Origin of the sequence: Streptomyces sp. NPDC020489, assembly GCF_044386545.1 — a bacterium.
In the GTDB taxonomy this organism is placed as follows: domain Bacteria; phylum Actinomycetota; class Actinomycetes; order Streptomycetales; family Streptomycetaceae; genus Streptomyces.
Window position 1 is genome coordinate 72,397 of the sequence record NZ_JBIRUZ010000009.1, and the last position, 21,249, is coordinate 93,645.

Genomic DNA, 21,249 nt, shown 5'->3' on the forward strand with positions numbered 1-21,249 from the left:
GGTGGGGGGCGTTTCCGCAGGTGGGGGAGGGCCGAACGGTTGTCGTACAGATGTTCGGGAATTGGTCTATGGTGGGGGTGAGGCAGTCGGGAACTGATGTTCGATTTACGGGAGGCGTGGATGCCAGGGTTCACGCATCTGCACACCGTCTCCGGGTTCTCCCTGCGCTACGGCGCCTCCCACCCGGAGCGGCTGGCCGAGCGCGCCGCCGAGCGGGGCATGGACGCCCTCGCCCTCACCGACCGCGACACCCTCGCCGGCACGGTCCGCTTCGCCAAGGCCTGCGCGAAGGCGGGGGTGCGGCCGCTCTTCGGCGTCGAACTGGCGGTGGAGGAGCACACGCCGGAGCCCGTACGGCGGGAGAAGCGCCGCGCGCCGGTCCGCGGAGGCGCCTTCATCGACGAGTCGACCCCCCGCGTCACCTTCCTCGCCCGGGACGGCGCCCACGGCTGGGCCGACCTGTGCCGCCTGGTCACGGCGGCCCACACGAGCGAGGGCACCCCCCTGCTGCGCCGGGCGGACAACGCGGGCGACGGCCTGACCGTCCTGCTCGGACCCGCCTCCGACGTCGGCCGCGCCCTCGCCGCCGGACGCCCCGACCGGGCGGCCCGGCTCCTCGTCCCCTGGCGCGAGACCTACGGCGACGCCCTCAGGCTGGAGGCCGTCTGGCACGGCCGCGAGGGCACCGGGCCCGGCTCCCTGCGCCTCGCCGCCCGCACCGTCGGCTTCGCCGCCGAGCAACGGGTGCGCCCCGTGCTCAGCAACGCCGTCCGGTACGCCGACCCCGGTCAGGGCCCGGTCGCCGACGTGCTGGACTCCGCCCGCCGGCTGGTCCCCGTCGACCCGACGAAGGAGCTGGACTCCGGCGAGGCCTGGCTCAAGGACGCGTCCGCCATGCTGGCGGCGGCCGAGCGGGTCGTGGAGGCCGCGGGCTTCCGGCGCGACACCGCCCACCGGCTGCTGGAGCAGACCCGGGCCACCGCCGCCGAGTGCCTGGTCGACCCCGAGGACGACCTCGGCATCGGCACGGTCCACTTCCCCGAGCCGCATCTCGTCGGCGCGGGCCGCCGCACCGCCCAGCGCGTGCTCGCCTCACGGGCGGCGGCGGGGATGGTGCTGAAGGGCTATGCCGGCCGGCGCGCCTACTGGGAGCGGATGCACCAGGAGCTGGACATCATCGCCCACCACGGCTTCGCCTCCTACTTCCTGACGGTCGCTCAGGTCGTGGACGACGTACGGGACATGGGTATCCGGGTGGCCGCCCGCGGTTCCGGCGCCGGCTCCCTCGTCAACCACCTCCTCGGCATCGCCCACGCCGACCCGGTCGAGCACGGGCTGCTGATGGAACGGTTCCTGTCCAAGCGTCGGCTCGTGCTGCCCGACATCGACATCGACGTGGAGTCCGCGCGCCGACTGGAGGTCTACCGCGCGATCATCGACCGGTTCGGCACCGAGCGGGTGGCGACCGTCGCGATGCCGGAGACGTACCGGGTGCGGCACGCGATCCGCGATGTCGGCGCCGCCCTGTCCATGGACCCCGCCGACATCGACCGCATCGCCAAGTCCTTCCCGCACATCCGCGCCCGGGACGCCCGCGCGGCCCTGGCGGAGTTGCCCGAACTGAGGGAGCTGGCCGGGGAGAAGGAGAAGTACGGCAGGCTCTGGGAGCTGACCGAGGCGCTCGACGCCCTGCCGCGCGGAGTCGCCATGCACCCCTGCGGGGTCCTGCTCTCCGACGCCTCCCTGCTGTCCCGTACGCCGGTCGTGCCGACCAGCGGCGAGGGCTTTCCCATGGCGCAGTTCGACAAGGACGACGTCGAGGACCTCGGGCTGCTGAAGCTGGACGTGCTCGGGGTGCGGATGCAGTCGGCGATGGCGCACGCGGTCGCGGAGGTGGAGCGGGCGTCGGGGGAGCGGGTCGACCTGGACGCGATCGCGCCGGGCGCCCCGGCGACGTACCAACTCATCCGTTCCACCGAGACGTTGGGCTGCTTCCAGATCGAGTCGCCGGGCCAGCGGGACCTGGTCGGGCGGCTCCAGCCGGCCACCTTCCACGACCTGGTCGTCGACATCTCGCTCTTCCGGCCCGGCCCGGTCGCCGCGGACATGGTGCGGCCGTTCATCGAGGCGCGGCACGGGCGGGCACCGGTGCGCTATCCGCACCCGGACCTGGCGGAGCCGTTGAAGGGGACGTACGGGGTCGTCGTCTTCCACGAGCAGATCATCGACATCGTCGACATCATGACCGGCTGCGGACGCGGCGAGGCGGACCGGGTGCGGCGCGGGCTGTCCGACCCGGAGTCGCAGGGGCGGATCCGGTTCTGGTTCGCGCAGCACGCGGCGGCGAAGGGGTATACCGCGGAAACGATTCAGCGGACCTGGGAGATCATCGAGGCCTTCGGCTCCTACGGCTTCTGCAAGGCGCACGCGGTCGCCTTCGCCGTACCGACCTACCAGTCGGCGTGGCTGAAGGCGCATCACCCGGCGGCCTTCTACGCCGGGCTGCTCACCCATGACCCCGGGATGTACCCGAAGCGGCTGCTGCTGGCGGACGCGCGGCGGCGCGGGGTGCCGATCCTGCCGTTGGACGTGAACCGGTCGGCGGTCACCCACCGTATCGAACTGGTGTCTGAATCGCCCTCGGTGTGGGGGCTGCGGCTCGCCCTCTCCGACGTGCACGGCATCAGCGAGGCCGAGGCGGCTCGCATCGCGGACGGGCAGCCGTACGCCTCGCTCCTGGACTTCTGGGAACGGGCCCGGCCGAGCCGGCCGCTCGCCCAAAGGCTGGCCCAGGTGGGCGCGTTGGACTCCTTCGGCGCCAACCGGCGTGACCTGCAACTGCATCTGACGGAGCTGCACCGGGGCGCGCGCGGCGCCGGTGGCGGTCAACTGCCCCTGACGGGCGGGCGGAAGACCGCGCCCGCGGGACTCCCGGACCTCTCCTCCGCCGAACGGCTCAGCGCCGAACTGGGCGTGCTGTCGATGGACGCCTCGCGCAACCTGATGGACGACCACCGGGAGTTCCTGGGGGAGTTGGGCGTGGTCGACGCACGCCGGCTGCGCGAGGCGCGGCACGGCGAGACCGTGCTGGTCGCGGGCGCCAAGGCGGCCACCCAGACACCGCCGATCCGGTCCGGCAAGCGGGTCATCTTCAGCACCCTGGACGACGGCACCGGCCTGGTCGACCTCGCCTTCTTCGACGACTCCCACGACGCCTGCGCCCACACCGTCTTCCACTCCTGGCTGCTGCTGGTGCGCGGGGTGGTGCAGCGGCGCGGGCCGCGCAGCCTCAGTGTGGTGGGCGCCGCCGCCTGGAACCTCGCCGACCTGGTCGAACTGCGGGTGGAGAAGGGCCTCGACGCGGTGGCGGCCCGGCTGGCGGAGCCGGTGCCCGGGGGATCCGGTGACGCGCCTGGCGACCCGACCGGCGGCCGGCGCGTCCGGATGCCGACGGGATACGAAATGCATCCGTGGGCCGATCTGCGACCTGCGGGTCAAGAGCCCTCACAGGCAAGGAAGTTGTGGCACCAGAGTCCGGGGAGTGCGGGATGACCATCCTCTGCGTACGTTTCCAGCTGCCGCCCACGGGTGAGGCGGCCCTGTCGGGTCTGCTCGGGTTGCTGGAGGAGTTCACGCCGGTCGTCGAGGCGTTGCCGCCGGACGGGGCGCTGGCCGATCTGCGGGGCGCCGAACGCTACTTCGGGCGGGACGCCGTCGAACTGGCCTCGGTGATCCGGGTCCGCGCCCTCGCCCTGCACGGCGTCGACTGCGTGATCGGCGCCGGACCGGGGCCGATGCTGGCCCGGATGGCGATGCGGGACGCGCGGCCCGGGGTGACCCGCGCGGTGTCCGAGGAGACGGTCAGGGACTTCCTGGCCGAGCGGCCCGTCGCCGCGCTCCCCGGCGTCGGTACCGCCACCGCCCGCACCCTGTGCGAGTACGGCCTGGACACCCTCGGCCGGGTCGCCGCCGCCCCCCTGTCCACGCTCCAGCGCCTGGTGGGCGCGCGGGCCGGCCGCGAACTGCACGAGAAGGCGAACGGGATCGACCGCGGCCGGGTCGTCCCCAACGCCGTCTCCCGCTCCCTGGCCACCGAACGCCCCTTCACCCGCGATGAGGTGGACCCCGACCGGCACCGCCGCGCGCTGCTCTCCGCCGCCGACGAACTGGGCGCCCGGCTGCGCGCCCTCGACAAGGTCTGCGGCGCCCTCACCCTCACGGTCCGCTACGCCGACCGCTCCTCGACCACCCGCACCCGGACCTTGACGGAACCCACCGCCCACTCGGTCGCGCTGACCAGGACGGCGTACGAGATGTACGAGGCGCTCGGCCTCCAGCGCGCCCGGGTCCGCTCGACGGCCCTGCGCGCCGAGTCCCTCGGTCCCGCCGAACAGGCCTCCCACCAGCTCAGCTTCGACCCCGTCGACGAAAGGCTCCGCCGTATCGAGGAGGTCGCGGACCGGGTGCGGGCGAGGTTCGGGCCGCATGCGGTGATGCCGGGGTCGCTGGCGGCCTGACCCGGGGCGTCCGCGGGTCAGTTGGCCCAGGCCGGGGTGATGACCGTGCCGTCGGCCAGGGTCGCCTGGAGGCCGACGGACGTGGTCACCCAGGAGACGGCGGTGTGGTCCGTCGGGTTCTCGACGCTCAGGGTCGCGCCGCGGTTGATGATCACGGTGTCGCCGGCCGTGATGCGGTGGACCTGCTCGTCCAGGGTGATCAGCAGTTCCCCGTCGAGGAGATGGAAGATCTCCTCACGGTTCACCGTGTGGGCGGGGGCCTTGGTGCCCGCCGGGATCTCGCCGCGCCAGGCGCACAGCTCCTTGCTGCCGCTGAGCGGGGTGGCGTACGAGACGAAGCGGGCGCCGTGGATCTCGTGGGTGACGGCCTCTGAGGAGTGGATGACGGGCATGGGCGGGCCTCCGTGACGATAAGTGGTCAAGCTGCTTGACTATATGACCCTATGGTCAAGCAGCTTGACCAATCCGTCAAGGGTGTTTCAATGCACCCGTGCAGAACTCCGAAGCCCTGGCCCTGTCCGCCGCCCTGCTCGCCGCCGCGGGCGACCTGACCCAGCGCATCAACGACGGCGTCGTCGCGCGCGGGTTCTCCGGGGTGCGCCCCATGCACGGCTTCGCGTTCGCCCGGCTCGCCCCCGACGGGGCCACGGTCACCGAGCTCGCCGCCCATCTCGGGGTGACCAAACAGGCCGCCAGTCAGCTCGTCGACGAACTCGTGCGCAAGGGGTACGTCGAGCGGCGGCCGCATCCTGTCGACGCGCGGGCCCGGCTCGTGGTTCTGACCGAGCAGGGGTGGGCGTGCACCCGGGCCGCGGAGGAGGCCGCCGCGGAGGCGGTTCGGGCGTGGGTCGACGTCATCGGCGAGGGGGAAGTGCGGGGGTTGCGCGACCGGTTGACGCGCCTTGCCCCCTATGGCCCTCTCCGCCCCTCCTGGTGACGGTTCGTCGGTCCATGTGCTCCCGTCCCGCTCGTGCGCGGTTAGCACTGGAAGTTTTTACTGCCGCGTAACTTCACAGTTGCACTACTCGTTCGTAACTTGACGAATGAACAGCATCCTCGTGATCCGGATCACAGGGCGTAAGGCCGTCGCACCTCCCCTGAGCCGCAAGGAGATCACCCGATGCTGCCCTGGAAACGACTGCTCAGACCCCTGACCGCGCTCCTGCTGACCGCCACGGTCACCGTCCTGCCCGCCGCCACCGCCCAAGCCGCCGACGCCGCCGCAGCCCCGAGCAGCGGCTGGAACGACTTCTCCTGCAAGCCGTCCGCCGCCCACCCCCGCCCCGTCGTCCTCGTCCACGGCACCTTCGCCAACTCCGTCGACAACTGGCTGGGCCTCGCGCCCTACCTGAAGAACCGCGGTTACTGCGTCTACTCCTTCGACTACGGCCAACTGCCCGGCGTTCCCGTCTTCCACGGCCTCGGGCCCATCGACAGGTCCGCCGAGCAGCTGTCCGCCTTCGTCGACACGGTGCTCGGCGCCACCGGCGCCGCCGAGACCGACCTCGTCGGCCACTCGCAGGGCGGCATGATGCCCCGCTACTACCTCAGGTTCCTCGGCGGAGCCGCGAAGGTGAACGCCCTCGTCGGCATCGCGCCCAGCAACCACGGCACCACCTTGAACGGCCTCACCCGACTGCTGGCCTACTTCCCCGGCGCCGGCGACCTGCTCTCCCAGAACACCCCGGCCCTCGCCGACCAGGTCGCCGGCTCCGCCTTCCTCACCAAGCTCAACGAGGGCGGCGACACCGTCCCCGGCGTGCGGTACACCGTCCTCGCCACCCGGTACGACGAGGTCGTCACGCCGTACCGGAGTCAGTTCCTCGACGGACCCGGCGTCCGCAACGTGGTGATCCAGGACCTGTGCCCGCTCGACCTCTCCGAGCACGCGGCGATCGGGCTGCTCGACCTGGTCGCCTTCCACGAGGTGACCAACGCGCTCGACCCCGCGCACGCCACCCCGACCACCTGCGCGTCGGTCCTGGGCTGACACCCGGGCGGGGGCTGCCCGGCCTGAGCCGCCGGACAGCCCCCGCCCCCCGCGGCGGACCTACCGGCCGTGCCGGCCGCCGCTCACCGCGCGCCGCCGCACCGACCCGAACAGCAGCGCCGCGCCGAGCGCGAGGACGGCGGCGCCGCCCATGGCGAGGTACGCGGTGCTGCTGTCGCCGCCGGTCTCGGCGAGGTCCCGCGGGGCACCGGCCGCCCGCACGTCGTGCGCCGGAGCGGCGGCGGTCGTCCCCGACCCGGGCGCGGCCGACTCGGTGGCGGCGGACTCCGACGCGGCCGGCTCCGCCGACGTACCGGCGTCCTGGTCGCCGTGGCCGTGGTGCTCGACCGTCGACTCGTCCCGGCCCTCCTCGATCTGCTCCTCGGAGGGCGCCGACGCGCTCGGCGCCGGGGACGAGCCGCCCGGCGCGGCGCCGTCGCCGCCGAAGGTGACGTCGGAGCAGGAGTAGAACGCCTCCGGGCTGTCCGAGCGCTGCCAGATCCCGTACAGCAGCTGCGTGCCGGTGCGCCGGGGGAGCGTGCCGGAGAACGTGTAGTAGCCGCCCGTCGCGGTCAGGTCGGTGGCCGTCGCCACCGGGTGCTCCAGGTCCAGGTCGTCCCAGCCGAGCGGCTGCGCCGGGTCGTAGCCCGCCTTGGTGATGTACACCGTGAAAGTGCCCCTGTGCGGCGCGGTCACGCGGTACTTGAAGGTGTACGAGCCGCTGCTCACGCTCGTCGCCGGCCAGTCCGCGCGGGCCAGGTCCAGGCCCTTGAACTCGTCGTTGTTCGCGCTGCACAGCCGGCCGTCCGGGATCAGCGCCTGGTGCCGCCCGTTCGCGTCGCCGATGCGGACACCGTTCCAGTCGTACAGCGCCTGCGTGCCGCCGGCCGCGACCGCCGCCTCGCACGCATCGGACGTCGGGCTCTCGGCACCCTCCGCGTAGCACTGGGCCACCCGGCTGACCGGGTCGCCCATCGTGCCGTGCGCCGACGCCGGCGCGGCGGCCAGCGCGGTCAGGGCGAGCGGGGCCAGGCCGAGGGTGGCGACGGCGGCGACCTTGCGGCGTGCAGGCATGCGTAAGACTCCTCGCAGACGTTCTTCGGGGATCCCGTGGGGGGCGATCAGCAAGCTAGCCCCAAGGAACCCCGAAATCGCCTGCTGGGAGTGGCCGGGAGAGATCCTTATGGTCCCTTTAAGGGAGTGTTCGGACTGCGATCAGGTAGCTACCGTCGCGGGTATGAGCGACGAGGAGATCCGGCCGGCCGACGCCGCCGACGTGGCGGCCGTGAGAGCCGTGACCGACGCGGCGTACCACCCCTACATCGCGCGCATCGGCGTGGTGCCGCAGCCCATGGATGCGGACCACGCGGCGAACGTGGCCGCGGGGCGGGTGTTCGTCACGGGCGACCCCGTGCACGGACTGGTGGTGGTCGAGGAGCACCCCGGCCACCTGTTCCTGGACAGCATCGCCGTCCACCCCGACGCCCACGGCAAGGGCGTGGGGGGACGGCTGCTGCGGTTCGTGGACGCACGCGCGCGTGAACGGGGGCTGACCGAGGTCAGGCTCTACACGAACGCCATGATGTGGGAGAACCAGAAGCTCTATCCGAGGTTCGGCTACGAGGTCCTGGAACGGCGAGTGGACGGGCCCTATGACCGCGTCCACTACCGCAAGCGACTCGTCTGAGGGGACGGCCCGCGCCGTCAGCCGTCCGGCCACCAGGTGCGTGCGATGTCCTTCCGCACCTCCTGGCGCCCGGAGGGGCGCTCTTCGGCCTCCTCGCGGATACGGCGGGAGTCCGACTTCTTCAGGGGCTTCTGCACAGTTGCGCGGCGCATGGCTGCCTCCTTCAGTGCCTACCGAGTTCCGCGTTCTCGCGGAGGTAGACGCTTTTGGGGAGAGTTCCTCATCGGAGCGGATCTGTCAGTGGTGACCGTCACGATTTCGACTGGCTTTCGAGCGAGGCTCCGGCGCCGTCTGATTGTCAGTGCCGGATGCCACCCTGTGGACCATGGTGAAACACAGGGAATCTGATGCCCACGCGGACATGGATTGGAACGCGGCGGCCCGATCTTTCGACGAAGAGCCTGATCACGGCCTGCACGACCCCGAGGTGCGCGCCGCCTGGTCCGAGCGGCTGCGCTCCTGGCTGCCCGGCCGGGCGGGCGACATCCTCGACCTCGGCTGCGGCACCGGCAGCCTGTCGCTCCTCGCGTCCGAACAGGGACACCACGTCACCGGCGTGGACAGCTCCCCGGCCATGGTGGACCTCGCCCGCGCCAAGCTCGCCGGCCGTGACGCGGCGTTCCTCGTCGGTGACGCGGCGGCACCCCCGGTGGGGGAGCAGCGCTTCGACGTCGTCCTCGTACGGCACGTGCTGTGGACGCTGCCCGACCCCGGCCGCGCCCTGCGGCACTGGTGCGAGCTGCTCAGACCCGGCGGCCGGCTCGTGCTGGTCGAGGGCGTCTGGGGCGCGGTGAGCCCGGTCGGCATACCGGCGGACCGCCTCACCGCCCTCCTGGAACCGCTCGCCGGGCACCTGCGGGTGGAGCCGCTGTCCGGCGAACCGGCGCTGTGGGGGAGGGCGGTGGACGACGAGCGGTACGCGGTGGTGGCCACGGTCTAGGGCCGCGGGGCACTAGACCAGCAGCGACTCCAGGCCCCCCTCGACGGAGGCGAGCGCCTCCAGTTCGTCGAGCGCGGTGACGGCTGCTGCCGCCGCCTCGGGGTCCCGCTGTGCCAGACCGCTCGCGGCGAACTCGTCCTCGTCCAGGCGCAGTACGTCCGTCCCGTCCGCGGAGCGCCACAGGTCCAGGTCGAGATCCTCCACGACGAGTTCGGCGCCGGAGCGGACGGCGGGGCGCGTGACGTCGCAGTACCAGCCCTTGAGGGTGCCGTCGGCGGCGCGGACCTCCTTCACCGCGTACCAGCGGTCCCGCCAGTAGTGCTCCGTGAAGACGTCCCCCGGCTCGAAGCGGACGAAGCCGAAGTCGCGCACGCCCTCGCCCGCCCAGGCGGCGCGGACCGTGACGTGGTTGCCGTCGTCGCCGAGCAGCTCGGCCGGGTAACGGATCTTCGTGCGGCCCGCCTTGACCAGCACCACCTCCAACTGCTCCCTCGTCTCAGCCGAGTTCGCGGACATACCGAACCTCCGTGGCGCAGATCTCGTAGCCGAACCATTTGTTGATCGCGATCATCGGGCCGTTCCCGGTGTCGTTGCCGGTGAACGCCTGGGTGAACCCGGCGGCGCGGGCGCGGTGCAGGGAGTCGTTCTTGGCCAGCTTGGCCAGCCCTTTGCCGCGGTGGGCGCGGGCGGTGCCGGTCATGGCAGTGCCGTAGCGGGTGCCGCCGTCGGTCCGCGCCAGGCTGAAGGCGGCGGGGCGCCCGTCCACGACGGCGACCGTGGTCAGCTCAGGGCTCGTCAGGGGGTGCTGCCAGGTCTCCCGCAGCCATGCCTCGTAGTCCGTGAACTCCTGGCCCACGTCGCTCGGTTCGTCCGCCATCGTCTCCGCGTCCAGCTCGAACACCGGGCGTGGATCGTCCGCGAAGTCGGCGCCGGTGCGCAGCTCGACACCGGGCGGCGTGGCCTGGAGCGGGGGCAGCGCGCCTCCCGTGAGGTCGAGGCGGAGGAAGTGCGCGGAGCGGCTGGCCCGGTAACCGTGGCGCTCCGCGAAGGCGCGGTGCTCCGGCTCGTCCAGGACCCAGGCGTACAGCTTCCTCGCGCCGCGGGCGGCCAGATGCTCCTCCGCGGCGCGCGCCAGCATCGTGCCGGCGCCGTGCCCGGTCCGCTCCGGGTGGACGTACAGGTTGACATAGCCCTGGCCGGGCTCCGGGCTGTCGTACACCAGGCCGACCTGGGCCGTGCCGATCACCTCGCCGTCCTCCTCGGCGAGCAGCGGGCGGTAGTGGGCGTCGGGGTGCGAGCGCGCGATGTCGTAGGCGACGGAGTCCGGGGTGTACAGCATGAACGGCAGGGCGCGGTCCATGACGCGGACGAAGCTCTCCAGGTCGGCTCGTACGTCGGGGCGCAGGTCGCGCACGATCACAGTCATGTGGCCGGACGCTACGGGGCGGCCGCGCCCGGCTGCCTCTCATTTTCCGGTGGGCCGAACGCGGCGGGTCCGGCCGGGCGCAGCGCGTACGGGTCGGGCACCCTCGGGGTGCGGGACAATCGTGCCCGTGACCTTGAAGATCCACATCGACGACAGCGCGCCGTCGTACGAGCAGGTACGGGCGCAGATCTCCGAGCAGGCGCGGACGGGGGTGCTGCCGGTCGGGTACCGGCTGCCGACCGTGCGCGGGCTGGCCGAGTCGCTGGGGCTCGCGCCGAACACGGTGGCCAAGGCCTACCGGGCGCTGGAGAGCGACGGGGTGATCGAGACACGGGGGCGCAACGGCACGGTCGTCGCCGCCGCGGGGGCCGCCGCGGAACGGGAGCTGGCGTCGGCGGCGCAGGCCTACGTGGAGCGGGCCCGGCGGCTGGGCGTGGACGAGGACGCGGCGCTGGCCGCCGTGAGCGACGCGGTGCGGGCGGTGTACGGGGCGGGGTGAGGGCGCAGGGCGGGGCGCACTATCGGGCGGGCGCCGGGGTTCAGCCGAGGAGCCGCTCGAAGACCGCGGCGTCCCGCACCGCCGCCCCGTTCGGGTCGTTGTTGAAGTACGCGTACACGTCCTCGCCCTCGGTCCAGGTGTCCGTCACCCGCCCCGCCCACGTCTGGAGCGACCGCCTGCCGTACCGCGGCCACTCCCGCGCGCGGCCCTCGTGGAAGCGGACGTACCCCCAGTCCGCGGTGCGCCACAGCGGGGTCACCGCGCGGGCGCGGCGGTCCGCCCAGCACAGGGCGGCGCCCCGGGCCTCCAGGACCTCGCGCACCCGGGGTGTCCACCACGACTCGTGCCGCGGCTCGACCGCGACGCGCACCCCGGAGGGAAAGCAGGCCAGGCAGGCGTCCAGCAGCCCGGGGTCGGCCCGCAGCGTCGGCGGGAGCTGGAGCAGCACCGGGCCCAGGCGGTCGCCCAGGCCCGCCGCGTGCCGCATCAGCCGGGCGACCGGCTCCTCGGGGTCCTTGAGACGCTTGATGTGGGTCAGATAGCGGCTCGCCTTGACCGCGACCACGAAGTCCGCGGGCACCCGGTCCCGCCAGGCCTCGAAGGTCTCCCGCGACGGCAGCCGGTAGAACGCGTTGTTGATCTCGACGGTCGGGAAGCGCGCCGCGTACTCCTCCAGCCAGAGCCGCATCGGGCAGCCCTCCGGATAGAGCACGCCCCGCCAGTCCTTGTACTGCCAGCCGGATGTGCCGACGAACCGGGTCATACGTCCATCAAAGCATCGGTCACGGATGACCGGCTCGTCCGTCCCCCGACACGTCGGTCACGGAGAACCGGGTCGTCCGTCCCGCGACGCACCGGTCACGGAAAACCGGGTCGTCCGTCCCTCGACGCATCGGTCACAGATAGAGGCCCGCGTCCACCCCGCCGCGCGGCTCCGGCAGTGCCGTCGGAGAGACGCCCCGGCGCAGCGCGTACAGCTCCGCCAGGGTGGCGCCGTCGCGGCCCACGCCCTCCTCCGTGCCCAGCCAGTCCACGGCCTCCCGGCGGGTCAGCCGGCCCACCTCGATGCGGGCCAGACAGCGGCCGGGACGCACGACCGCGGGGTGCAGGCGCTCCAGGTCCTCGTTGGTCGTCACGCCGACCAGGACGTTGCGGCCCTGGCCGAGCAGACCGTCGGTCAGGTTCAGCAGCCGCGACAGCGCCTGGCCCGCCGTGTGCTTGGCCTCGCCGCGGATCAGCTCGTCGCAGTCCTCCAGGAGCAGCAGCCGCCAGCGGCCCTTGCCCGTCGAGTCGTCCTCCCCGATGGCGATGTCCATCAGATACCCGACGTCGGAGAAGAGCCGCTCGGGGTCCAGGACGCAGTCCACCTGGCACCAGTCCCGCCAGGACCGGGCCAGGGTGCGCAGCGCCGAGGTCTTGCCCGTGCCCGGCGGGCCGTGCAGGAGCAGCAGCCGGCCCGCGATGTCCTCGGGCACGGTGTTCATCAGGCCGCTCATCGCCTCGGCCACCGGCGCGGTGTAGTTCTCGCGCACCTCGTCCCAGGTGCCGGCGGCGATCTGCCGGGTGGTGCGGTGCGGGCCGCGACGCGGGGAGTAGTACCAGAACCCCATGGTCACGTTCTCCGGCTGCGGCTCGGGCTCGTCCGAGGCGCCCTCGGTGGCCTGGTCGAGGACCTTGCGCGCCAGCTCGGCGCTGGTCGCCGTGACCGTGACGTCCGCGCCGCGGTTCCAGCGGGAGACCAGCAGGGTCCAGCCGTCGCCCTCGGCGAGGGTGGCGCTGCGGTCGTCGTCGCGGGCGACGCGCAGGATGCGGGCGTCGTCCGGGAGCAGCGTCGCGCCGGACCGCACCCGGTCGATGTTCGCCGCGTGCGAGTACGGCTGCTCGCCCGTCGCGAAGCGGCCGAGGAACAGCGCGTCGACGACGTCGGACGGCGAGTCGCTGTCGTCGACGTTGAGCCGGATCGGCAGAGCGTCGTGTGGGTTCGCAGACATGCCGCCATGATCCGGCACGGGCGCGTCCCATGCATCCGGTTTCCGCAGTGCGCCCGGTGTGCCGGATGAGCCCGTTTGCGGAGCCTGTGTCCGGTGAGGCGGCTGTCTGTCCCGAACCTCTGCCGCCGGGGCCGATCCCCCGATTAGTGTGGCCCTCGATGGGACGTCATGGGTGGGACTCGGGGGCACGGCGGTGGCGGCTCACCGCACTGCTCGGCGTGGGTGCGGCGGCTCTGGCGCTGGTCGTGACCCTCCTCAACACGCTTCCGGGCGACGGCGCGAGCACCGACGGCACCTCACGCGACGGCGACAAGGTGCACGGCACCCCCACCAGCACCCCGGACGCGCGGACCCCCGAGGTCGGCTGGGGCTTCACCCACACCCAGTTCAGCGCCGACGAGGGCAGCGCGGCCGCCGTCGAGCGCGTCGGGAGACGGCTGGCGGACATCGGCGGGCTGCCGCAGAACCAGCACCTCATGGGCTGGGGCGCCGACAACCCCGAGCCGGTGAAGGGGCGTTACGCCTTCGAGGACCTGGACCGCCGGATCGACTTCGTCCGCGCCTCCGGCTCCACTCCCGTCGTCACCCTGTGCTGCGCCCCGGACTGGATGAAGGGCGGGGAGCCCGGCGTCGGCAACACCGACTGGAGCCAGACCGCGCTGGAGACCGCGCCGGAGCCCGCCCACTTCGAGGACTTCGCCGCGCTCGCCGCGACGGTGGCCAAACGCTACCCGGACGTACGGCACTTCATCGTCTGGAACGAGTTCAAGGGCTTCTGGAACGACGCCGAGGCCCGCTGGGACCACGAGGGCTACACCCGGCTCTACAACCTCGTCTACCGGGCGTTGAAGAAGGTCAACCCCGAGATCATGGTCGGCGGACCGTATCTCGTGATGGACAGCGTCGACCCCCGCTCGCCGGACGCCTCCGCCGGCTTCAAGGGCCCCTGGGGCGCCATGGACCAGCGGGTCCTCGACGCCTTCGCCTACTGGAACGCGCACAAGGCCGGCGCCGACTTCGTGGTCGTCGACGGCTCCAGCTACACCAACGACGACGAACTCCTGCCCGACGAGTTCGCGGCGACCGACAAGTTCACCGCGGTCAGCCGGTGGGTGCGTGAGCAGACCGGCGACCTGCCCCTGTGGTGGGCGGAGTACTACGTCGAACCCTCCGACAGCAGGGACGAACGCGAGGGCTGGTCCGAGAGCCGCCGGGTCGCCGTGCAGGCCGCCGGGATGATCGCGCTGGCCAAGGGCGGCACCACCTCCGCCTTCTACTGGAACCCGGAGAACGAGAAGGGCACCGACTGCGCGGGCTGCCTGTGGACGCCGACCAGCGGCAGCGACGGCGGGCAGAAGCTGCCGATGTTCGATCTGGTGAGCCGGTTCAGTACGGCGTTCGCGCCGGGCACCGACCACCGGACGGTGTCCGTCGCCGCCGACGACCTGCCCCATCTGCGCGTCCTCGCCACCGACGACACGATCCTGGTGGTCAACACCCGCGACCGGAGCATCAGCACCGAGGTGGACGGCCGGAAGGTCGGCATGCAGGCCTACGAGGTCAGGTGGCTCACCCGGTAGGACGGGCGAGCCACCCGGCGCCTACTTCATCGTCAGGAACCGCTGCACCAGCGAGGCCAGCAGCACCGCCAGCAGCGGCAGCGAGAACCAGAAGCTGCTCTGCAACCACTGCAGTTGCCGCACGCCCGGCCGGACCGCGACCCGGACCACCTCGCGTGCCGTGAGCAGCACGACCAGGGCGAGGGCCGCGAGACCACCGACCACCGACCAGGGCGTCCAGGTCACCTGCGGCCCGATCGGGCCCGGATCGGCCTTCGGCGCCCCGCCCGCGGGCTGCTCGGCCAGCGCGTACATGGTCACGTCCGGGTTGACGAAGACCTTCCTCAACTCCGCCCGCTTGTCCAGGTTCCGGATCAGCCGCGGCTCCCAGCTCGCGGAGTAGCCGACGTCCAGCTCCAGATAGGTCACCTGGCTGCGGTTGACCATCAGATACGAGTTCGGCCCCGCGTCCCTGAGCGCCTTGACCAGGCTCGACACCAGGACCGGATCGGCCGGTGCCGCCGTCGGCAGATACTCGACCCTCTCCATGTCCCGCGCGCCCCACGGCATGGCCGGCGTGACGTTCTCGACCGGGTCGTTGCTGAGCCACAGCAACCGGACCGTCGGGTCGTCGTGGGCGTACACGTACTCCATGGCGGCGACCTCGCCGGGCCGGATCCGCTCGAACGGCTCGTTGCCCCAACGGGCGATCAGGAAACCGCCCATCAGGAGCAGCCCCGCCATGAGCGCGGCCAGCGGGGCCAGGCTCACCCGGTCCTTGTCGCGTTCCTTCGCCGTGATCCCGGTGCGCGGGAACAGCGCGAGGCCCATCAGCAGGGCCGCGCCGGGCAGGGCGAACATGAACACGCGCAGCGCCATCTCACCGCCGTAGGACTGCATGCCGAAGCCCAGGAACGGGACGAAGGTCAGGGCGAGCAGGGAGCGCTCCCGGTAGTGGTGGTCGCGGCGGCGCCACCAGCCCCAGCAGGCGAACGCCATCACCCCGCCGGCGAGCAGCACGCGCGTGTAGAGGACGAGCTTGTGGGTCGAACTGCCGCCCTCGATCCGGCCGCCCACCGAGGACTGCACGTTGCCGCCGACGCCGCCGACGCCGCCGAAGAGGTCGTCGAAGTGCCCCGACCAGTACGGCTCGGCCATGAAGCCGACCCAGACGGCCACCATCACGGCGAACAGGATGGGCAGGCCGCGCAGTTCGCACTTGCCGATCAGCACGAGGGCGGTGAGCAGGCCGAGCATCACGAACGGGGTGAGCTGGTGGGCCGGGACGCTCGCCGCGAACAGTCCGGTGACGACCAGCAGCAGGACCGCGCGCTGGCGCCGGTTCGTCGGCTCGACCTCCGCCTCGCCGGGCCGCCGCTTCGTCCAGAGCACGCGCGGGGCGCGGAAGTAGACCAGCAGGAGCGCCGCGAACACCAGGTAGAGGAGGTAGGTGAAGCCCTGCGGGGAGAAGTAGTCCTGGCCGACCCAGCCGGACAGCACGAAGACCCACAGGCCCGTCCACTTGGCCCGCCAGCTCGCCCGCATCGAGCGGACCAGCAGGAACATCGGGGCCAGATAGAGGAGTTGGATGGCCAGCGGCCACCAGCGGATCACCTCGGTGAAGTCGTCGACCCCGCCGGCCTGCGCGACGAACGCGGCCGCCGCGAAGAAGCCCGGCCAGCTCCAGCGGGCGTCCAGGTCGGGCACGGCCGTCCCGGTCCGGTCGATGAAGTCGAGGAAGCCCAGATGCTGCCAGGCGGTCGCGAACCGGGGTTCGGTCTCGATCACCGCGGGCAGCGCGTGCAGCGACACCACCGTCGCCAGCAGGGTGACGAGCAGCAGCGCCTTGTGCTCACGGCCCAGCCAGAGCAGCGAGGCGAAGGCCACGGCCAGCAGTCCGGCGCCGACCAGGGTGGGCAGCGGCAGCACGGAGACCAGCCCGAGCCCGCCCATCTCGTCCAGGTCGGCCTCGCCCAGGCCCAGCACCGGCACCCAGTACAGCAGCAGCGCGGCGGTCAGCAGGCAGCCGAGCACGATCCCGGCCCGGCCGGGCCGAAGCCGCTCCCGCCACGACCCGGGCGGCGGCGCCACGGCTCCCGGCCCCTCGTCCGGCACGGGCGGCTCCTCCCGCGCGACCGGACGGGCGGACTCCTCCCGCGCCATCGGACACGCGGGCCCGAACGGCGCGTCCACCTCGGCCCCCGCCGAGAGCCCGGCCGAGGTCTGCACCGGGCCCAGCGACGCCTCCGAGCCCGGTTCGCGCTCCTCGACCGGCAGTCCCACCTCGGGCGGCTTCGCCCAGGTCGGCCGGTGCGGCGGTTCCGCGTGCGGCCGGGGGCGCGCCACCACCGGCGTGCCGGTGGGCGGGGTGCCCGGGCCGGGCCGGACGTCCGGGCGGCGTTCCAGGTGGTCGAAGTCGACGTGGATGCCGAGGCCGAGGGTGTCCTGGTCGAGCGCCCAGGCGGGCCCGCGCCCGCGGACGCCCAGCGGGACGGTCGCCTCGCGCGCCCCGAGGTCGGCGAGGTCCCCGTCGGGCGCCGTGTCCTCCGGGACCGCCGACGAGCCCTTGAGGATCCGGTACAGCCTGGGGGCGGCGAGCGCCACGATCACCGCGAGCGCGCAGATCTCCGCGACACCGGCGCCGATCAGCCCCATCCGGGGCAGCAGCACCAGCGTCAGCCCGAGCACCAGCGCGCACAACAGGCCCTGCAACCAGGCCAGTCCGGCGGTGCGGCTCTGGGCGCGCAGCACCGCGAAGTACGTCTCCATCACGACCCGCAGCATCGCCCCGACCGCGAACCAGCGCAGCAGCCCGGTCGCCGCGTCGGCGTAGCCCGCGCCGAACACGCCGAGGATCCAGGGCGCGCCGAAGAACAGCACGGCGCACACCGGCAGCATGATCCGCGCCATGCGCTTCAGCGCCGCCCGGGTGTTGGCGGCGAGCCGGCCCGGCTCGTGGGAGCCCTCCACCGTGAGGGAGGCGCCCATGTTGATGGCGAGCAGGTTGACCGTGCCGCCGATCGTCGTCGTGATGTAGAAGTACGCGTTGTCCTCGGAGCTGACCCGGGCGGCCACGATCACCGGGACCAGGTAGACGACGGCGAGCGAGAACAGGGAGCCGGTGTAGTCGCCCGCGAGGAAGCGCCCGATCTCCCGCATCGACGGCGGTCGCGCGTGGCCCTCGGTCGCCTTCACGTGCCGGGCCACCAGCCGCCGGAACACCAGCCAGCCCAGCGGCAGCACCGACACCGCGATGGCCGCGACCCAGGACACGAAGACGCCCATGGTGGGGATCGCGGTGGCGAAGGCGACCAGCAGCACCAGCTTCACCGCGGAGAACACGGTGTTGCCGACCGGTACCCACAGCGCGCTGCGCAGCCCGGTCAGCACCCCGTCCTGGAGGGTCAGCACCGACCAGGCGACCACCGCGAGCACGAAGAACAGGGCGTGCGCGGGATCGTCGAGGAAGCCGTACGACGGCCCCCACAACCCCAGCGTGAGCAGGAAGACACCCGCGGCCAGCGCCACGACCACCGAACTGCCCGCGTAGGTACGGGCGATCAGCCGCCCGGTGGCGCGGCCCGCGACCGGGATGAAGCGGGCCAGGGCGCCGGTCAGGGTCACCGCGGTCAGGCCCGCGAGGAGCTTCATCGCGGCGATCGCGGCGGAGCCCTGGCCGACCGCGGACTCGGAGTAGTAGCGGGCCGCGGCCAGCCAGAAGCCCAGGCCGAGCACGGCGGAGATCCCCGTGTTCAGCATCAGGGCGTAGGCGTTGCGGAACAGCTGGCTGCCGCCCGCCGACCGGTTGAGGCCGGGCAGCCTGAGGCGGCGCCCCGACCGCTCGGGCGCCTCGGCGGCGGGCTCGGTGGCCTCGGGGGTGGTCGTCGTGTCAGACACGGGAACGGATGGCCTTCCGGCGGACCTGTCGTGCTCTGCGGACCATGGCGTACCCCTTGGTGAACGCGCGGTCCCGGGCGAAGTTGCGGGCGATGGCCCGGCCTTCGATCAGCCGACGGAACTCCTCGGCGTCCGTGGCGCGGCGCACGGTGACCCGCAGCAGGGCGTACGGCCCCTGACGGCGGCGGGCGAGTCCGTTGCCGACGGCGAGGGCCTGGTCGTACCCCGTCTCGCGGACCTTCTGCCGTACCCGGCGGCTGGAGTAGCCGTAGGGGTAGGCGAACGAGACGGGGACGGTGCCGAGTTGGTCCGACACGATCTCCTTGCAGAGGATCAGCTCGTCGCGCAGGCGGTCGTCGTCGAGCTGGTCGAGCTGCGGGTGGGTGTGGCTGTGCGCGCCGATCTCGACGCCGTGCGCGGCGAGTTCGCGCACCTGCGGCCAGTCCAGCATGGTGTCCAGGGCCCGGCCGTTGTCGTGCGGGCCGCGCAGCCACCCGGTGGAGACGAACAGGGTGGCGGGGAAGCCGTGCTTGGCGAGCGCGGGCAGGGCGTGCCGGTGCACCCCCTCGTAGCCGTCGTCGAAGGTGATCAGCACCGGACGGTCGGGCAGCGGCTTGCCCGAACGCCAACTCGCCGCCAGCCGGGCCGTGGTGAGGGGGGTGTGCCCCGACTCGGTGATGATCTCCATCTGCCGGGCGAACGCCTCCGGGGTCACCGACAGCTCGCGGGTCGCCTCGCCGGGGTCGGTGGAGATCGCGTGGTACATGAGGATCGGCACAGGTGCGTCAGCCATCCGAGCCCTCCTCGATCCGCGCCACCTGGAACGTGGCCCCGCCCCTGCGTGCCCTGACGCTCCCCACCACGTACCCACCGGCGGCCGTCAGCACCCCCGCGACGATCGCGCCCGCCCGCCCCGCGCCGCCCGGCCGGGCCAGCGCGGCGTCCCGCAGCCCGCGGGCGACTCCGGCGGGCAGCACCCGGGTGGCGTACCGGCGCTCCGACTCAAGTCCCTTCTGAGCGCCGACACTTCGCGCCACGAGCGCCTTCGACAACCCCTCGGCGTAGGCGCGGGTGCGGAAGTACCCGAAGTGCTCGCGCGCCGCGGGCACCCGGTGGTGGATCACCGCGCGGTCGTCGATCAGCAGGACGGCGTCGGGCCGGGCGCGGGTGAGCCGGATGCACAGCTCCGTCTCCTCGCAGCCCAGCGGCCGCTTGTCGCCGTCCCGCCCGATGCCGGTGGCGAACCCGCCGGCCGCGTCGAAGGCGGTGCGCCGGAACGAGGCGTTGCCGCCGAGGACGTTGCGGACGCGGACCAGACCCGGTGGCAGGCCCCGGTAGGTGCAGCCCACCACCCAGTCGAACTCCTCGGGGAACCAGGCGGGCCGCCGCCCGGACGCCCAGATCGGCACCGTACGGCCTCCGACGGCCATCACCCGTGGATCGGCGTAGCCCGCGGCGAAGTGGCGCAGCCAGTCCCGTTCGGCGACGGCGTCGTCGTCGAGGAAGGCGATCACCTCGCCGCGCGCGGCGGCGATCCCGGTGTTGCGGCCCGCGGACAGCCCGCGGGGGCCCGCGTTGGCGAGCACCCGCACGGACCGGACCTCCTGGTACTCCTTGGCCAGCCGGTCCAGGAGTGTCGGGTGGTGGTCGACGACCAGCAGCGTCTCCCGCGCCGGGTACGACTGCGCGGCGACCGAGGAGACCGCCGCGAGGATGTCCTCCCAGCGGTCCTCGGTGTAGACGCAGATCACGACGGAGACGTCGGGACCGCTCAAGACACCTCTCCCCGGACCGAGTCGAGCATCGGGGAGTGATGGGCCTGGCGGCGCAGCTCACGCCGGTTGGAGCGCTCGCCGAGGATCACCTTCAGCACCCGGAACCCGTCCCGCACGGCGCGCAGATTGCTGGCCCCGTGGATGCGGAGGTACTCGTAGCTGGGTATCTCCTGCACTCTCAGGCCCGCCTTGACCACCCTGATGTTGATCAGGGTCTCGATCTCGAAGCCCGTGCAGTCGAGGTCGATCTTGTCGAGGCAGTGCCGCCAGAACGCGTTGTACCCGTAGCAGAGATCCGTGTAGCGGGCGCCGAACTTGCGGTTGACGATCGTGCACAGCGCCCAGTTGCCGAGCTTGCGGATGAACGTCATGTCGTCCGTGCCGCCGCCGTTGGCGAACCGGGACCCCTTGGCGAAGTCGGCGCCCGAGAGCAGGGCGGAGACATAGCTGAGGATCTCGTTGCCGTCGGCCGAGCCGTCCGCGTCGACCATCACGATGATGTCGCCGGTGCACGCCTCGAACCCGGTGATCAGCGCGTCGCCCTTGCCCTTCCCGCGCTGCTTGACGACCTTGACCTCCGGCCACAGCCCGCGGGCCACTTCGACGGTGTCGTCCGTGGAGTTGCCGTCCACCAGGACGACTTCGTGGATCCAGTCGGGCAGGGTTTTGAAGACGTACGGAAGATTCTCCGCCTCGTTCATGGCGGGAATCACCACACTCACCGGAGGCGCGATCGCCAGGTGGGTGGAGACGGGCCGGTACTTCGCGGCCGTGGACAGATGCTGGCCCGTGGTCGCCGAGCGCAGAACAGAGCTCATGAGTCTGGTTCCCTCTCGTCCGGCTGGACCGCCCGCCCCTGGGCGGCCCGGCTGTTGTCCGGTTCGAAAGGGGGGTTGTTTGCACCTACGGCATGCCGAAAGAGATCTCCGAACACGCCCGGTGAGCTGGCAAAGCCGGCCGACGGCCCC

General features: G+C 72.5%; 19 protein-coding genes. 8 read left to right on the forward strand and 11 right to left on the reverse strand.

What is annotated here, in order from left to right; all coding sequences use genetic code 11:
- Window positions 1-120: 120 nt before the first annotated feature.
- A complete protein-coding gene (locus ACH41F_RS24345) occupies window positions 121-3,552 on the forward strand; it encodes a DNA polymerase III subunit alpha (RefSeq protein ID WP_398837500.1) in 3,432 nt (1,143 codons plus the stop codon).
- Complete coding sequence (locus tag ACH41F_RS24350) at window positions 3,549-4,517, forward strand: DNA polymerase thumb domain-containing protein (protein ID WP_398837501.1); 969 nt, start codon at window positions 3,549-3,551, stop codon at window positions 4,515-4,517. Before ACH41F_RS24345 ends, ACH41F_RS24350 begins: the two co-directional genes overlap by 4 nt.
- 17 nt (window positions 4,518-4,534) lie before the next feature.
- On the opposite strand, the gene ACH41F_RS24355 is transcribed toward ACH41F_RS24350, so the two are convergent.
- Window positions 4,535-4,909: a cupin domain-containing protein gene (locus tag ACH41F_RS24355; protein WP_398837503.1), complete on the reverse strand. Its 375-nt coding sequence runs from the start codon at window positions 4,907-4,909 to the stop codon at window positions 4,535-4,537.
- A 98-nt stretch (window positions 4,910-5,007) separates the two neighbouring features.
- Between ACH41F_RS24355 and ACH41F_RS24360 the strand changes: the two genes are divergently transcribed.
- Together ACH41F_RS24360 and ACH41F_RS24365 are read left to right on the forward strand one after the other, a co-directional pair.
- Window positions 5,008-5,454: a MarR family winged helix-turn-helix transcriptional regulator gene (locus tag ACH41F_RS24360; protein ID WP_398837505.1), complete on the forward strand. Its 447-nt coding sequence runs from the start codon at window positions 5,008-5,010 to the stop codon at window positions 5,452-5,454.
- 183 nt (window positions 5,455-5,637) lie between these two features.
- Window positions 5,638-6,507 (forward strand): esterase/lipase family protein, encoded by an 870-nt coding sequence (locus ACH41F_RS24365; RefSeq protein ID WP_398837507.1) that lies wholly within the window; start codon window positions 5,638-5,640, stop codon window positions 6,505-6,507.
- Between the two features lie 60 nt (window positions 6,508-6,567).
- Here the strand turns inward: ACH41F_RS24365 and ACH41F_RS24370 are convergent, their stop codons facing one another.
- Window positions 6,568-7,581 (reverse strand): lytic polysaccharide monooxygenase, encoded by a 1,014-nt coding sequence (locus ACH41F_RS24370; protein WP_398837508.1) that lies wholly within the window; start codon window positions 7,579-7,581, stop codon window positions 6,568-6,570.
- A gap of 163 nt (window positions 7,582-7,744) precedes the next feature.
- Between ACH41F_RS24370 and ACH41F_RS24375 the strand changes: the two genes are divergently transcribed.
- Window positions 7,745-8,194 carry a GNAT family N-acetyltransferase gene (locus ACH41F_RS24375; RefSeq protein WP_398837510.1) on the forward strand — a complete coding sequence of 150 codons (450 nt, stop codon included), beginning with the start codon at window positions 7,745-7,747 and terminating at the stop codon, window positions 8,192-8,194.
- Window positions 8,195-8,211: 17 nt separating this feature from the next.
- Here the strand turns inward: ACH41F_RS24375 and ACH41F_RS24380 are convergent, their stop codons facing one another.
- Window positions 8,212-8,346 carry a hypothetical protein gene (locus ACH41F_RS24380; protein WP_391240498.1) on the reverse strand — a complete coding sequence of 45 codons (135 nt, stop codon included), beginning with the start codon at window positions 8,344-8,346 and terminating at the stop codon, window positions 8,212-8,214.
- 173 nt (window positions 8,347-8,519) lie between these two features.
- Here ACH41F_RS24380 and ACH41F_RS24385 point away from each other — a divergent pair, with 173 nt between their 5' ends.
- Window positions 8,520-9,134, forward strand: coding sequence for a methyltransferase domain-containing protein (locus ACH41F_RS24385; protein WP_391240495.1), 615 nt, complete (start codon window positions 8,520-8,522; stop codon window positions 9,132-9,134).
- Window positions 9,135-9,146: 12 nt separating this feature from the next.
- Here ACH41F_RS24385 and ACH41F_RS24390 read toward each other — a convergent pair whose 3' ends face one another.
- Window positions 9,147-9,650, reverse strand: a complete 504-nt coding sequence (locus tag ACH41F_RS24390; RefSeq protein WP_391240492.1) for a DUF402 domain-containing protein — start codon at window positions 9,648-9,650, stop codon at window positions 9,147-9,149.
- Window positions 9,631-10,560: a GNAT family N-acetyltransferase gene (locus ACH41F_RS24395; RefSeq protein ID WP_391240490.1), complete on the reverse strand. Its 930-nt coding sequence runs from the start codon at window positions 10,558-10,560 to the stop codon at window positions 9,631-9,633. The genes ACH41F_RS24390 and ACH41F_RS24395 overlap by 20 nt, the downstream gene beginning before the upstream one ends.
- Before the next feature lie 127 nt (window positions 10,561-10,687).
- On the opposite strand from ACH41F_RS24395, the gene ACH41F_RS24400 reads away from it, so the two are divergent.
- On the forward strand, window positions 10,688-11,059 hold the full coding sequence (locus ACH41F_RS24400) for a GntR family transcriptional regulator (protein WP_398837513.1): 372 nt from the start codon (window positions 10,688-10,690) through the stop codon (window positions 11,057-11,059).
- A gap of 40 nt (window positions 11,060-11,099) precedes the next feature.
- Here ACH41F_RS24400 and ACH41F_RS24405 read toward each other — a convergent pair whose 3' ends face one another.
- Together ACH41F_RS24405 and ACH41F_RS24410 are read right to left on the reverse strand one after the other, a co-directional pair.
- Window positions 11,100-11,822: a DUF72 domain-containing protein gene (locus ACH41F_RS24405; protein WP_391240485.1), complete on the reverse strand. Its 723-nt coding sequence runs from the start codon at window positions 11,820-11,822 to the stop codon at window positions 11,100-11,102.
- 133 nt (window positions 11,823-11,955) lie between these two features.
- A complete protein-coding gene (locus ACH41F_RS24410; RefSeq protein WP_398837515.1) occupies window positions 11,956-13,050 on the reverse strand; it encodes a DUF5925 domain-containing protein in 1,095 nt (364 codons plus the stop codon).
- A 158-nt stretch (window positions 13,051-13,208) separates the two neighbouring features.
- Between ACH41F_RS24410 and ACH41F_RS24415 the strand changes: the two genes are divergently transcribed.
- Window positions 13,209-14,630 carry a xylan 1,4-beta-xylosidase gene (locus ACH41F_RS24415; protein WP_391240479.1) on the forward strand — a complete coding sequence of 474 codons (1,422 nt, stop codon included), beginning with the start codon at window positions 13,209-13,211 and terminating at the stop codon, window positions 14,628-14,630.
- Between the two features lie 21 nt (window positions 14,631-14,651).
- Here ACH41F_RS24415 and ACH41F_RS24420 read toward each other — a convergent pair whose 3' ends face one another.
- The 4 genes from ACH41F_RS24420 to ACH41F_RS24435 are packed head-to-tail and all read right to left on the reverse strand — an operon-like array spanning window position 14,652 to window position 21,099.
- Entirely contained in the window at window positions 14,652-18,506 is a 3,855-nt protein-coding gene (locus ACH41F_RS24420) for a lipopolysaccharide biosynthesis protein (RefSeq protein WP_398837517.1), read from the reverse strand.
- On the reverse strand, window positions 18,499-19,299 hold the full coding sequence (locus ACH41F_RS24425) for a polysaccharide deacetylase family protein (RefSeq protein ID WP_398837519.1): 801 nt from the start codon (window positions 19,297-19,299) through the stop codon (window positions 18,499-18,501). Before ACH41F_RS24425 ends, ACH41F_RS24420 begins: the two co-directional genes overlap by 8 nt.
- Entirely contained in the window at window positions 19,292-20,281 is a 990-nt protein-coding gene (locus tag ACH41F_RS24430; RefSeq protein WP_391240471.1) for a glycosyltransferase, read from the reverse strand. Before ACH41F_RS24430 ends, ACH41F_RS24425 begins: the two co-directional genes overlap by 8 nt.
- Window positions 20,278-21,099 (reverse strand): glycosyltransferase family 2 protein, encoded by an 822-nt coding sequence (locus tag ACH41F_RS24435; protein ID WP_398837521.1) that lies wholly within the window; start codon window positions 21,097-21,099, stop codon window positions 20,278-20,280. Before ACH41F_RS24435 ends, ACH41F_RS24430 begins: the two co-directional genes overlap by 4 nt.
- Window positions 21,100-21,249: the final 150 nt, after the last annotated feature.